The 13,010-nt window shown below is 45.9% G+C and carries 11 protein-coding genes and 2 pseudogenes; 1 reads left to right on the top strand and 12 read right to left on the bottom strand.

Annotation, left to right across the window (positions count from 1 at the left end):
• Positions 1–117 precede the first annotated feature (117 nt).
• The 3 genes and pseudogenes from ACO1D1_RS23880 to spoIIR form a co-directional block, all read right to left on the bottom strand.
• Positions 118–729 (bottom strand): annotated as a pseudogene (locus ACO1D1_RS23880) (L-threonylcarbamoyladenylate synthase); the annotation flags it as partial.
• Positions 730–913: 184 nt separating this feature from the next.
• The gene (locus tag ACO1D1_RS23875) at positions 914–1,360 is read right to left on the bottom strand and encodes a GNAT family N-acetyltransferase (protein WP_423337387.1); all 447 of its coding nucleotides are present in this window, start codon (positions 1,358–1,360) and stop codon (positions 914–916) included.
• 285 nt (positions 1,361–1,645) lie between these two features.
• The gene (gene spoIIR, locus ACO1D1_RS23870) at positions 1,646–2,632 is read right to left on the bottom strand and encodes a stage II sporulation protein R (protein WP_423337386.1); all 987 of its coding nucleotides are present in this window, start codon (positions 2,630–2,632) and stop codon (positions 1,646–1,648) included.
• Positions 2,633–2,825: 193 nt separating this feature from the next.
• Here spoIIR and ACO1D1_RS23865 point away from each other — a divergent pair, with 193 nt between their 5' ends.
• Positions 2,826–3,389 carry a CBO0543 family protein gene (locus ACO1D1_RS23865; protein ID WP_423337385.1) on the top strand — a complete coding sequence of 188 codons (564 nt, stop codon included), beginning with the start codon at positions 2,826–2,828 and terminating at the stop codon, positions 3,387–3,389.
• A gap of 32 nt (positions 3,390–3,421) precedes the next feature.
• Here the strand turns inward: ACO1D1_RS23865 and prmC are convergent, their stop codons facing one another.
• The 9 genes and pseudogenes from prmC to fsa all read right to left on the bottom strand — a co-directional run bounded on the left by prmC (position 3,422) and on the right by fsa (position 12,899).
• Positions 3,422–4,393, bottom strand: a complete 972-nt coding sequence (gene prmC / locus ACO1D1_RS23860) for a peptide chain release factor N(5)-glutamine methyltransferase (protein WP_423337384.1) — start codon at positions 4,391–4,393, stop codon at positions 3,422–3,424.
• Positions 4,386–5,459 (bottom strand): peptide chain release factor 1, encoded by a 1,074-nt coding sequence (prfA, locus tag ACO1D1_RS23855; RefSeq protein WP_423337383.1) that lies wholly within the window; start codon positions 5,457–5,459, stop codon positions 4,386–4,388. Before prfA ends, prmC begins: the two co-directional genes overlap by 8 nt.
• 339 nt (positions 5,460–5,798) lie before the next feature.
• The gene (locus tag ACO1D1_RS23850; protein ID WP_423337382.1) at positions 5,799–6,314 is read right to left on the bottom strand and encodes a hypothetical protein; all 516 of its coding nucleotides are present in this window, start codon (positions 6,312–6,314) and stop codon (positions 5,799–5,801) included.
• A 320-nt stretch (positions 6,315–6,634) separates the two neighbouring features.
• Entirely contained in the window at positions 6,635–7,231 is a 597-nt protein-coding gene (locus ACO1D1_RS23845) for a thymidine kinase (RefSeq protein ID WP_423337381.1), read from the bottom strand.
• A 179-nt stretch (positions 7,232–7,410) separates the two neighbouring features.
• Positions 7,411–7,623: a 50S ribosomal protein L31 gene (gene rpmE, locus ACO1D1_RS23840; RefSeq protein ID WP_149872389.1), complete on the bottom strand. Its 213-nt coding sequence runs from the start codon at positions 7,621–7,623 to the stop codon at positions 7,411–7,413.
• 305 nt (positions 7,624–7,928) lie between these two features.
• On the bottom strand, positions 7,929–9,194 hold the full coding sequence (gene rho, locus ACO1D1_RS23835; protein ID WP_149872390.1) for a transcription termination factor Rho: 1,266 nt from the start codon (positions 9,192–9,194) through the stop codon (positions 7,929–7,931).
• Positions 9,195–9,583: 389 nt separating this feature from the next.
• On the bottom strand, positions 9,584–10,546 hold the full coding sequence (gene glpX / locus ACO1D1_RS23830) for a class II fructose-bisphosphatase (RefSeq protein WP_149872391.1): 963 nt from the start codon (positions 10,544–10,546) through the stop codon (positions 9,584–9,586).
• Between the two features lie 123 nt (positions 10,547–10,669).
• Positions 10,670–11,957 (bottom strand): annotated as a pseudogene (locus tag ACO1D1_RS23825) (UDP-N-acetylglucosamine 1-carboxyvinyltransferase).
• A 273-nt stretch (positions 11,958–12,230) separates the two neighbouring features.
• Positions 12,231–12,899 carry a fructose-6-phosphate aldolase gene (gene fsa / locus ACO1D1_RS23820; RefSeq protein WP_423337380.1) on the bottom strand — a complete coding sequence of 223 codons (669 nt, stop codon included), beginning with the start codon at positions 12,897–12,899 and terminating at the stop codon, positions 12,231–12,233.
• Positions 12,900–13,010: the final 111 nt, after the last annotated feature.

Genomic DNA, 13,010 nt, shown 5'->3' with positions numbered 1-13,010 from the left:
GTTATGTAGCCTATTCGTTCAGTTCTGGAAACTGGTTTAACTACCAAACCCAACAACCTAGATAGGCGTTTTCGCATTTATAGTGAAACGCTTTCCGCGTTTTTCGTCGCCGCTTCGCCCGCCCGGCCTTAAAATCACCGGCACTGCCTCCGTGCAATCCACAACGGTTGATTCGACGCCGACCCCTGTTGCGCCGCCGTCAAGCACACCGGCAATTTTTCCGTTTAAATCATCCAATACATGCGCGGCGTTCGTTGGGCTTGGTTTGCCCGAACTGTTGGCACTTGGCGCAGCAATCGGCAGTCCGCAGACCTTCAACAGCGCCAGCGCCAGCGGATGGTCCGGCATGCGCACCGCAACCGTATCGAGTCCTGCTGTGGCTTTTTCCGACAGAACGCCCTCTTTTCTTTTAAAAATAATCGTCAGCGGGCCAGGCCAAAATGCGTTCATCAGCGTTTCGGCCTTCGCAGGAACCTCTGCTGTAAATCTAGCAAGCTGCTTCCGTTCCGCGATGTGAATAATTAACGGATTATCTCCAGGCCGCCCCTTTGCCGAAAAAATTTTCGCAACCGCTTCGTCACTTTCCGCATTGCCGCCAAGTCCGTAAACCGTCTCTGTCGGCAAGGCCACCACTTCATTTTTTCGTAAAAAATCCGCTGCATCCACAACTTGTGGATTATTTTCAAGATTATCCACATATTTATCCACTTTCCAAACCTTTGTGTTCATAGTTATCCACCTTTATCTACGATGGGCCTTTTATCGAAATTTGGCGAAATTAGACGGAAAGGCCCATATTTTTCAGCTAATACGTTTGAAAGTATAAAAGAAGGTGGGGATAAAAACAAGTTTTATCCACAAATTGTGTATAACTTCTTTGAAAAAGTGGATAACTTTGTGGATATATCCACAATTAGATAGAAAATTTTAAAAATAACGAGTTATCCACATTTAAAACGTGTCGAATATGTTCTGACTCAAAAAATTCAACGGGCAACTCTTCCTGCCCTGTCCTTTGAAAGCCCATTAATTCAAAAAACGGCAGGGCCACGCTTTTATTAGTTGCCAAAAACAAGCTTTTCATCCCTTTTTCTTTTGCCAATTGCACCATTTGATCAAACAGCACGAAAATTTCCTTATCAGCTTGTCCGGGTGAGACCACAAGTGAACGCAGGAGCCCGTTTTCCCCAAACACCTCCATCCCTAGCGACCCTCGAAGCGAACCGTCTGCATTCTCTAGCAGCAGAAAGTAGTCAACCGTTTCGTCCGTTAGGCCATCTGTCCCAAGGTTTGCCCTTGATAGAAACTCTCGTAAACTGCTCAAATCCTGTTTATTTGCCTTGCGAATCAACGCCTGCATTCCATCCACCTCTTTTTAAGATTCTACTCTATTACTATGAGAAAATAGGAAAAATAGAACAGTGCGGCTTTTGAAATCTATTAAAAATATTTTTCCCGCCCCTCTTCGTGTGGATATTAAAATGGAAGAGGGCGTATCCGCTGATTGAAGTGAAGTATCCGCTGATTGAAGCGGCGTATCCGCTGATTGAAGCGGCGCATCCGCTGATTGGCAAGCAATAACTTTTTTAATCGAGAAAGCTGTCCATTTAAAAAGTGAAAAACCAGCCCGCTCGGGAACTGGTTTTTAATGAAAGATTTTCTCCCACATATCCACAACGAAGAATTTCACTTTCACTGGCTCTTCATCTTCGGCCGTGTAAACAGGAGCATCCGTGCCGGACTTCTTCTTCGACTTTTTCACTTCACTTTTTTTAGCCGGCATAGCTTGTTCATCCATGACCGGGCTGTTTTTACTGATTTTACGATGATCGTTTTCTTCGCTTTCTGCCTTTTCCCCATCCGTATCCTCAGCCGTTGTCTCTTCCTTCAACGTTTTCTCTTTCGCTGGCTCGACCTCTTTTTCCGCCAGTTTCACGTCACCCTTCACCGGCTTTACGTCCTCATCCGCTGACTTCACGTCTTTCTTCACCGGCTCCACACCCTCATTCGCCGGCTTCACATCATCCTTCAGCTCCGATTTATCTGCCTTCAACTCCGCCATAGCCTCTTTCCCACTCACCGTTTCAGCCTTCGCCACCTGCTTTTCTTCTTCAAACCCCTCACTTACCGCAACACCATTTGAAAAATCAAGGAAACATAACGGCGGGTAGAGCACACACCACCAGTTCGCGCCTTCCCCTTTACCCAAAGTAATCAAAATCGCTTGATACTCACCAGCCGGGTACAAAAATTGACCATATAATTTCGTTGGAAACTGTACTTTACCGAACTCGACCTTCACTGACTGATTCGAGCCTTGTTCGCGCACTACTTTTTCCGCAATCGCCTGAATCTCAGGGAGCCTCGTCGTCATAACTGTTTTCGCTTCCTGCATCGAGGTTAAATCCTGTACCCAAAGGGTAATCTGCGCATTCACTGCATCGCGCACCTTGCGTTTAATCGCTTGATCCTTTTCAAAATCACTATTGGCAAGAATCCGAAGGCGAATCGCTTCCCCCGGAATCACAATCGACTCCTTCGCCGCCGCTTCCGTCTTTGGCATATATAAATTCAACATTGTCCCCAATGATAACACCACTAAATATCCCCACACTGCTAATCTGCTTCTCATCTTGAGCACCGTCCCTTCGCTATCAACATTGTGGACAAAATGCCAAAATCTTAAACTAGCAAATTTTAATATTTTTGCCAAAACGCTAAACAATCCAAAAAAAATAAAAAAAATAATAATTAGAAGAGAAATGGCAAAAACTTACCTATATCCAGGAAAACTTAACATGATCAGCAAAAGGGGTGTGAGAAGGATGGCATTTACAGAGGGCATTAAACAAGTAAAAAAGGGTATTCAGCTGATTATCGAAGGAAATAATATCATGTCTGAAGCAGTCGTGAATCACTTTCTATTTACATGGCAATGGTGGTTCGGGATTGCATTATTCATTGTCCCATGGATTATATGGCTGCTATTTAGAAAAAAGGACAGCACCGGAAGGTTACTTCTTGGGGGGTTAATCACGATTATTTTATCACTAGTTATTGACCTTATTGCGGTTTCATTAGGATTATGGAGCTATCCGATGAAATTTTCGCCCATTGCCCCCCTATTATTGCTGCCTTATCATTTTTCGTTAGCCCCAGTGGCCATCATGTTTACGATTCAAATAAAGCCAAAAGCGAATTCACTTTTAAAAGGTGCTATATTTTCGGCATTTTCTGCTTTTGTGGCCATGAAATTTTTTGTCATGATTCATTTTTACAATCCAAAAAATTGGTTGTCCATATATGATTTTTGCATTTATTTATTTCTATTCTATGTTGCTTATTGGTTCAGTAAGATTGGCGGCAATCGCCCTATATCTAAATCATAAATACTTTAAGAATCGGAAAAAGGCCCGGGCCGCTACACCCCGAAGCCGATTTCCGCAAACACCATGCGATCCCTGCCATTTATATCATTAACTATTTCTACTTTTACCTGTGTGAATGTTTTTTGAAAAAGCTCCGCTACCGCTTCGCCCTGTCCTGCCCCGATTTCGAAACATACGAGCCCGTACGGCGCGAGTACCTGCGGCAGCTCGATTATAAAACGGCGGTAAAAATCCAAGCCATCCACACCCGCAAACAGCGCCCTGTGCGGCTCATGCTCTGTGACAACCTCAGACATCGTCGTCTGGTCACCAAGCGGAATATACGGTGGATTCGAGATGACCATATCGAACTCGCCGCCGATAAATGGCTGTAACAAATCACCTTGAACAAATTCAACCTCAGCCTGAAGGCGCCGGGCATTTTCCTTCGCCACCTTCAAAGATTCTTCGGCAATATCAGAAGCAAAAACCGTCAGCGACGGCCATTCAGTATTGGTGCCTGTCACCCTTTCTACTGCCTCTGTAGTAGTATTGGTGCCTGTCACCATTTTCACTGCCTCTGCAGTAGTATTGGTGTCAGGCACCCCACTTTCTGCCCATTCGAGCTGCAAGCTGATGGCGATGGCGCCGCTGCCTGTGCCAATGTCAACTACTTTCAGGTTACGCTTGTTCAGCCGTTTCATCCGTTTTAGCGCACCTTCCACAAGCTCTTCTGTTTCCGGCCTCGGAATCAGCACCGCTTCATTTACGATAAATGTCCGCCCGTAAAACTCCTCTGACCCGATGATATACTGGACCGGCACACCCTTCACGTGCTCCAATACCGCACGCTCAAAATCCGCCCAAACCGCCAAAGGCAACTCCTCGCGTGCCTCAGCAAACAGCTGTGCCCGCGACCACCCGGTGAAATGACGCAGCAGCAACTCCCCAGCATTCGCGTCCCGATTCGCTTCAATTAAAAAAGAAGAAGCCCATTTCAGAGCTTCGAATACTTTTTTACTCATTAGATGCCTCTTCCAGCCTGCGAGCCTGGTCATCCATCACCAATGCATCGATGATTTCATCCAGCTTGCCCTCAATGATTTGATCCAATTTTTGAATCGTTAACCCGATCCGGTGGTCCGTTACCCGGTTCTGCGGGAAGTTGTACGTCCGAATCCGCTCCGAGCGGTCACCGGTACCAACAGCCGATTTACGCACTGAATCATACTCCGCCTGCGCTTCCTGCTGGAACTTATCATACACACGCGCACGCAATACCTTCATCGCCTTATCCTTATTCTTATGCTGCGACTTCTCATCCTGAATCGATACAACGATTCCAGTTGGAATATGGGTCAACCGAACAGCCGACATCGTCGTGTTAACGGACTGTCCGCCGGCACCGCTGGACGCAAACGTATCAAAGCGGATATCCTTATCGTGAATTTCAATCTCCACATCCTCCGCTTCCGGCAAACAAACCACGGTTGCCGTCGACGTATGAATCCGCCCGCCAGATTCTGTTTCCGGCACACGCTGTACCCGGTGTGCTCCGTTCTCAAATTTCAACTTCGAGTAAGCACCAGCACCATTAATCATAAAACTAATTTCCTTGTAGCCGCCAAGACCCGTCGGACTGGCATCAATCAAATCCGTCTTCCAGCCTTGTGCTTCCGCATAACGGCTGTACATGCGGTAAAGCGTCCCGGCAAATAGCGCCGCCTCATCTCCGCCGGCAGCACCGCGGATTTCAAAAATAACGTTTTTGTCATCATTCGGATCCTTTGGCACAAGAAGAATCTTCATCCGCGCCTCTAATTCCTCGATTTGCGCCTCCAGCTCATGAACCTCTTCTTTCACCATTTCGCGCATTTCGGTATCCAGCTTATCATCCAGCATTGCCTTCGCATCCTGAAGCTGCTCACGCGCCTCTTTATATTGACGGTACGTTTGTACAGTCTCTTGTATATCAGCTTGTTCCTTAGAAAAATCACGAAGTTTCTTTGTATCATTAATAATTTCGGGGTCGCTCAAAAGCTCATTCAACTTCTCATAGCGATCCTCCACCGATTGAAGACGATCAAACAAGTCTATTCACCTCAATTTTAGTCCATAACATTCTAATTATAGTATAGGTGAAAACCAGCGTCAAAACCAAATTGTGAAGAAATTTTTTGATGGGATATATTGGAGGCATTTCTCAAAAGGCTGCGTTAAAAAAGAGAATGTTGATTTCCGTTCCAGGCGCGAGCGGTTCGCGGGGCGTGCGGTGAGCCTCCTCGGCGCTAAAGCGCCTGTGGGGTCTCACCTGTCCCGCTGCTCCCGCAGGAGTCTCGCTGTATCCACGTCCAATCAACATTGTATTCAAAATCAACAATGTTCTTTAACACAGCCTATTAAAAAACATGCCCTAGAAATCAGAGCATGTTAACGGCGGTCTTCTTTTACTCGTACTTCGATATTGTATCTCGGCAAGGCCTTGACTAATTTCTTATGCAGGCGGGCTTCGGCCGCCACTTTGCCTCGGTCAGACATCATCCCTTTTTTATAAACAGACACCCACATCCGGTCGCCATTGATCCAAACAGAATCTGCCGTAAATTCATTTGATGCGTCAATAACTTGTTTCGCCTTGTTGATGTCGTTGCCATGATTTCCTGCACCAGCCTCACCGCCGCTTCCCGAGTGCTTTAGATCCAGGAAGTTGGGATTTTGATTGGTGATATCATCTTCGACGAGATGCTGCTCATTTTTACCACGATCACGGTTGGTCATATTTTCAGGAATAGTACGATTATCCCCGCGGTTTGACATATAATTTGGGGATGTGCGGTCATTCCTTAGGTCATAAGCTTCCTCATTGGCACCGCGATTACTTTGACACCCGCTTACGGATAGAACAACTAACGAGATGAACGAGAAAAACATCCACTTTTTCAGCATATTGCACCTCCTGTTACTATCATGCCCGCCAGGAGGCCATGCTTACCGAGAGAAATCTTACCAAGACCTCCGGCTTTTTGGGGAATTCCGCCAACCTTTCATTAATCCCGCCAGCCAACACACTCAATATTCCCGCCAAATTATATTTTCTAAAAAAACCGCCCACGAGAAACAACTCTTAGACAGTGTTTACATTATTAACGGTGTCAGGCACCAATTACTGCTTTGCAACCTTGTTTATATCGTTTATGGTGTCAGGCACCACAAAGGGCAGGTAAAGCAAAAGCGCCCTCTATTAGAAGGGGCGCTTTTTGTTACACCTATCGAGCGGTGACGGGTGCGGTTTTTGGGACTTCGTGGTGGTGGCGGCAGCGCGGCTCGTAGGCCTCGGATGCCCCAACCAGGATAACTGGATCGTGATAGGATGCCGGACGGCCGTCGATCAGGCGCTGCGTTCTGCTCGATGGTGAGCCGCACACGGTACAAACCGCCTGAAGCTTCGTCACCGATTCAGCGATCGCCATCAACGCCGGCATTTGCCCGAACGGCTCGCCGCGGAAATCCATATCCAGACCGGCACAAACTACGCGGTGTCCGCGGTCTGCCAGCTGTTGAACCACCCGGACTACCCCTTCATCGAAGAACTGAATTTCATCAATCGCAATAATATCGATATCTGACTCAACATGATGCAAAATCTCCATCGAATGGGAAATTGGTGTCGCATGAAAAGAAGAGCCATTATGAGAAACGACAGATTGTTCGTGATAGCGATTATCAATTTTCGGTTTAAACACAGCTATTTTTTGTTTTGCAAATTGAGCTCGTCTGACGCGGCGAATCAATTCCTCCGACTTCCCAGAAAACATACTGCCACAGATAACCTCAACCCATCCGCTTTGCTTCATTACATACATAAACGGCGTCTCCTTCCTCTAACGAACCCTTGAACAATCTCATTTATAGTAAGATTCAAACTGCACGAGCACCTGCAGCCTCATTTTGTAAGTATTTATCAAAAAAATCTATGTCAACAGTACATTTTTTACAATAAAAAACAGGCAAGTCAAAGTTCCTCTTGCCTGTTCCTAAGCAATTACTGTTGTTGTTGCTTAAGGCCGTATTTTTTGTTGAAACGGTCAACACGTCCGCCAGCTTCAGCAAATTTTTGACGACCAGTATAGAATGGATGACATTCAGAACAAGTTTCAACACGGATCTCTTTCTTAACAGAACCAGTTTCAAACGTGTTACCGCATGCACATGTCACCGTAACTGTTTTATAATTTGGATGAATTCCTGCTTTCATTCTTTTCATCTCCTTCCGCCCTGAATCATTCGAAACAGAGTTAACTAAAAGTGCTTGTCTAAAACAGGCACTGAAAATACTTAAAGCACACTGCAACAATTATAACAAGGTGAATCTGTTTTTGCAAGTTGGGATTTGTTGGTTTCCTGCAGTTTTTTTAAGACCATTTTTTGAAAAAGGAACTCCATTCAGCCCCGCTGACAAGGCTTGTCCGGAACCTTATTTTTTATATAAGAATGGTAATTTCTTCTTAGAGAAATGTCCAGCTCCAGCGCCCTAGCGGCTAGTGTCCTTCGCTTTTCTTTCTACGAACGTCTCGATTTCAACTCTTCTCCCAGCTGGGCGAAAAATTCCTCATTGGACTTCGTTTGACGAAGTTTTTTCAAGAAACGCTCGGCAAAATCTGGTGAGTCTGACATCGATTTGCGAATTGCCCATAATTTATCCAAATGATCCTTCGGAATGAGCAATTCTTCCTTACGTGTACCGGAACGGCGAATATCAAGCGCAGGGAAAATCCGGCGCTCAGCAAGCTGACGGTCAAGATGCAGCTCCATGTTGCCTGTTCCTTTAAATTCCTCATAAATGACATCGTCCATCCGTGAACCGGTATCGACAAGTGCCGTCGCAAGAATCGTCAAGCTGCCGCCCTCTTCAATATTCCGGGCCGCACCGAAGAAACGCTTCGGACGGTGGAATGCCGCCGGGTCAATCCCCCCGGAAAGCGTCCGGCCGCTTGGCGGAATCACAAGGTTATAGGCACGCGCAAGACGAGTAATGCTATCCATCAAAATGACAACGTCGCGTTTGTGTTCGACGAGGCGCATCGCCCGGTCAAGCACAAGCTCTGCCACTTTAATATGGTTTTCAGGCACCTCATCAAACGTTGAGCTTACGACATCACCGGCAACAGAGCGCTCGATGTCGGTCACCTCTTCTGGACGTTCATCGATAAGGAGCACGATAAGCTCCACATCAGGGTGATTCGTCGTAACGCTGTTGGCAATTTCTTTTAACAGCATCGTTTTACCAGCTTTAGGCGGTGCAACGATCAGACCCCTTTGGCCAAACCCGACCGGCGCGACAACATCCATAATTCTTGTGGAAAGATGTTTTGGTGTTGTCTCCAGCTTCATTTGTCTGTTCGGATACAGCGGAGTTAACGCCGGGAAATAGACGCGTTCCTTCGCTGATTCAGGATCTTCACCGTTTACCGCTTCCACGTGAAGCAGTCCGTAATAGCGTTCATTTTCCTTTGGAGGGCGAACCTTACCGGAAACCTTGTCCCCATTACGAAGGTCAAAACGGCGGATTTGCGATGCCGAAATGTAAATATCCTCTGAACTTGGCGAGTAGTTAATCGGTCTTAAGAAGCCGAAACCTTCCGACTGGATGATCTCCAGGACACCTTCCATGAAGAAATACCCTTGCTGTTCAGCACGAGATTTTAAAATGGCAAAGATTAATTCTTTTTTTGTTAATTTGCTGTAATAAGTAACTTTATATTCGCGGGCAAGCTCATAAAGTTCCTTTAGCTTCATATTTTCTAAACTTGAAATTGTTAAGTCCATTTGTACACCACACTTTAAAATTTTTCCATCAAACCGCTAATTTTTAAAGCAGCGGGAGATTGTGAGTAATATAAAAATTAAGAGATTAGAGGAATTGAATTGGAAGTAGAAAGAAATGAATAGAATTGCAGAAATTTTGCATACTAAAATCAAATACTATTTTACCCTCTGTACAAAAAAATAATCAACTACATTTAGATAAATCATTCGTTGGAAATATTTTCTGGCAGGAGATTCATTCACAAATTCCTCTAGAAGTAACCGGAGCTTTGATACTGTCACCCTTTACACTGTCCACATATTATTATTGGTGCCTGTCACCCATTGCACTATCTATGTGCAGTTATTGGTGTCAGGCACCATATTTTTTGGTGCTTCTGCTTTTCTTGTTATTTAATTACTAAGTTTGGTTTTTTCTTTAGGCTGTGGCGGCCTTCGATGAAGCGGACGGTGCCTGATTTTGCGCGCATGACGACGGAATGGGTTGAGCCGTATGAGCCTTTGAATTGCACACCGCGCAGAAGTTCTCCGTCGGTGACGCCGGTTGCTGCAAAAATGGCGTCGTCGCCTTTAACAAGGTCTTCCATCCTTAATACACGATTCACATCTAAGCCCATTTTGATACAGCGCTCAAGTTCAGCGTCACTTTGCGGCAATAATTTCCCCATAATTTCTCCGCCGAGACATTTGAGGGCAACTGCCGAAAGAACACCCTCCGGCGCACCGCCTGATCCAAAAAGAATATCCACACCGGTGTTATCAAAAGCAGTATTGATGGCGCCGGCCACATCACCGTCATTGATGAGTTTAATCCGAGCTCCTGCTTCACGAAGCTGGGCAATGATATGTTCATGGCGCGGACGATTCAAGACGGTTGCCACAACATCCCCGATGTCTTTGTTTTTCGCTTTTGCCACTGCTTTAAGATTGTCCAAAACAGAAGCATTAATATCGACACAGCCAACCGCTTCCGGACCGACAGCGATTTTCTCCATATACATATCCGGTGCATGCAAGAGGTTCCCATGGTCAGCAACCGCAAGAACTGCTAAGGCATTCCAGCCGCCCGATGCTAAAATATTGGTCCCTTCAAGCGGGTCAACGGCCACATCGACACGTGGGCCGTAGCCTGTTCCAAGCTTCTCTCCAATATAAAGCATTGGTGCCTCGTCCATTTCCCCTTCACCGATCACAACGGTTCCTTTCATCGGGACCGTGTCAAACACATCTCGCATGGCTGACGTAGCCGCTCCATCTGCCTCATCCTTTTTCCCGCGGCCCATCCAGCGGGCTGAAGCAAGGGCAGCCCCTTCCGTGACACGGACAAGTTCCATCGATAAACTTCTTTCCATCGTTTCCATCTCCCATTTTCCTCGTTTGTTGATCTAAGCAGAACTGCCAGCTTTCTATCTGTTAAAAAATCCAAGTCGGCACGAACGCAGCGGTTCATCGCCAGCAATTAAGAGCACCTATCTTTATGTGTTCTTTAATTGTTCTACTTCTTCCCTTTGTCAGCGCTTCCCGCCAAGCCGTTGCACCGAGGCCGTTTAATTTTTCAACAAGATTGCTGTAGCCGCGGTCGATATGCTCAAGACCGGTGACTTCCGTAATCCCTTCGGCCATCAGCCCGGCGATCACAAGCGCTGCTCCTGCCCGAAGGTCGCTTGCCTTTACCTTGGCACCTTGCAGCTGTATAGGGCCATTAATAATGGCGGAACGCCCTTCCACTTTAATCGTTGCATTCATTCTTCTTAGTTCATCAATATGTTTAAAGCGAGCACCATAAATCGTATCGGTGACAACACTTGAACCGGTGGCTTTTGTTAAGAGAGTCGTAAATGGCTGCTGCAGGTCGGTTGGAAATCCCGGATAAACGAGTGTTTTAATATCAACCGCTTTCAAATTGGCCGAACCGCTGACAAACACCTGGTCATCGCCCGATTCAATGGAAACGCCCATCTCTCGGAGTTTCGCAATCAGCGATTCTAAGTGCTGCGGAATCACATTATCAATTAAGACCCCTTCACCAACAGCGGCTCCTAAAATCAAATAGGTTCCTGCTTCAATCCGGTCAGGGATAATGGTATGGCGGCAGCCGTGAAGCGTTTCCACACCGTCAATCCGAATCACATCTGTTCCTGCGCCTTTAATTTTCGCGCCCATGTTTGTTAATAGTGTGGCAACGTCAATGATTTCCGGCTCTTTAGCGGCGTTTTCAATGATCGTCCGCCCTTTTGCCCGTACCGCCGCCAGCATAATATTAATGGTTGCACCGACGCTGACAACGTCAAGGTAGATACGGGCACCGCGAAGTTCATCCGCACGCAAATAGATCGCACCTTGCTCATTTGTAATTTGCGCCCCAAGTGCTTCAAAACCTTTAATATGCTGATCGATCGGTCGTGGTCCCAGATGGCAGCCGCCCGGCAGGCCGATGACTGCCTTTTTAAAGCGGCCAAGCATGGCGCCCATTAAGTAATAGGAGGCACGCAGCTTTTTCACTTTACCGTTTGGCAGCGGCATGGAAATCATCTTCGAAGGGTCGACAGTCATTTCATCTTCAGAAATCTCGACGCTCCCGCCAATCTCTTCCAGCAGGTCTTTCAAGATATCCACGTCTGAAATATGCGGCAGTCCTTCGATTGTCACTGGTGATTCTGCTAAAATGGTTGCAGGAATTAAGGCAACGGCACTATTTTTTGCTCCACTGATGCGAACAGTTCCCTTTAACGGATACCCGCCCGCAATTTTAAGTTTTTCCATTTTCGACTCCCTTCTAAGCCTATGTATATCATGACTGGTGATGGAACGGTCCTTTATTTTAGTGCAAGCTTGATGCGACAGTCAAAAGACAGTGTCGACCAAGCTTACACGGATAGTAAACAGACCCCTTGTCCCAAAAACGGCTTTAGGTATATTTTTCCAACACTAAAAGTCAAATTCCGACAGTTTGTCTATCCTTTAGTTTACACGAAAATTTGATTTTCATGTATGCAAATTAAAAAAATTTACACGAAAATGGAAAAACGTGGGCTTTTAAGCGTTTGTATGGTTATTCCAATCTTTAAGGAAGCCTTCCATACCTTTGTCAGTTAATGGGTGCTTGGTTAGCTGTTCAATCACTTTGTAAGGAATTGTTGCAATGTGGGCACCTGCCATCGCTACACGCGTTACATGGTCTGGATGTCTGACGGATGCGGCAATGATTTGGGCATCTAAGTTATGAATGCGGAATAATTCTGCGATTTTCGATACTAATAGGACGCCATCTTCAGAGATATCATCTAAACGGCCTAAGAATGGTGAAACATAGGCTGCACCTGCACGTGCTGCTAATAGCGCTTGGTTCACGGTAAAGATCAGTGTTACATTGACTTTTACACCTTTTTGGGAAAGGTAACGAGTCGTCTCTAAGCCCGCTATGTTCATTGGAACTTTGATCGTGATTTTTTCATCCCCGCCATTAATTTTAAGCAGTTCTTCCGCTTCTGCAATCATTTGTTCCGCTGTTTCGGCATATGGTGATACTTCTGCAGAGACAGATTCTACTTCAGGTACTGCCTGAAGAATTTCCTCGATTCGGTCTTCGAATTTCACACCTTCCTTGGCAACTAGCGAAGGATTGGTTGTAACACCGGATAAAACGCCAATTTTATAAGCTTTTTGAATATCAGCCAGGTTTGCAGTATCAATGAAAAATTTCATTTTATTTTCCCCTCCAACTTTCGACTAAATTTTCAGTTTTCTACTTACAGATTGAAACCGCCCTCGAGTTAAGGACGGTTCAATTTATAAAAAATACCAAGCGTCTTTTGA

This window comes from Neobacillus sp. 19, assembly GCF_049463095.1.
Lineage (GTDB): Bacteria > Bacillota > Bacilli > Bacillales > Cytobacillaceae > Neobacillus.
Note: the sequence above shows the minus strand (reverse complement) of the source record. Positions and strands in the feature narration are given on the sequence as shown.

Excerpts from the sequence above, each read along its gene's own strand:
- ACO1D1_RS23875 (WP_423337387.1), bottom strand. The coding sequence starts at position 1,360 with ATGCAGGCGTTGATTCGCAAGGCAAATAAACAGGATTTGAGCAGTTTA.
- spoIIR (WP_423337386.1), bottom strand. The coding sequence starts at position 2,632 with ATGAGAAGCAGATTAGCAGTGTGGGGATATTTAGTGGTGTTATCATTG.
- ACO1D1_RS23865 (WP_423337385.1), top strand. The coding sequence starts at position 2,826 with ATGGCATTTACAGAGGGCATTAAACAAGTAAAAAAGGGTATTCAGCTG.
- prmC (WP_423337384.1), bottom strand. The coding sequence starts at position 4,393 with ATGAGTAAAAAAGTATTCGAAGCTCTGAAATGGGCTTCTTCTTTTTTA.
- ACO1D1_RS23850 (WP_423337382.1), bottom strand. The coding sequence starts at position 6,314 with ATGCTGAAAAAGTGGATGTTTTTCTCGTTCATCTCGTTAGTTGTTCTA.
- ACO1D1_RS23845 (WP_423337381.1), bottom strand. The coding sequence starts at position 7,231 with ATGTATGTAATGAAGCAAAGCGGATGGGTTGAGGTTATCTGTGGCAGT.
- rpmE (WP_149872389.1), bottom strand. The coding sequence starts at position 7,623 with ATGAAAGCAGGAATTCATCCAAATTATAAAACAGTTACGGTGACATGT.
- rho (WP_149872390.1), bottom strand. The coding sequence starts at position 9,194 with ATGGACTTAACAATTTCAAGTTTAGAAAATATGAAGCTAAAGGAACTT.
- glpX (WP_149872391.1), bottom strand. The coding sequence starts at position 10,546 with ATGGAAAGAAGTTTATCGATGGAACTTGTCCGTGTCACGGAAGGGGCT.
- fsa (WP_423337380.1), bottom strand. The coding sequence starts at position 12,899 with ATGAAATTTTTCATTGATACTGCAAACCTGGCTGATATTCAAAAAGCT.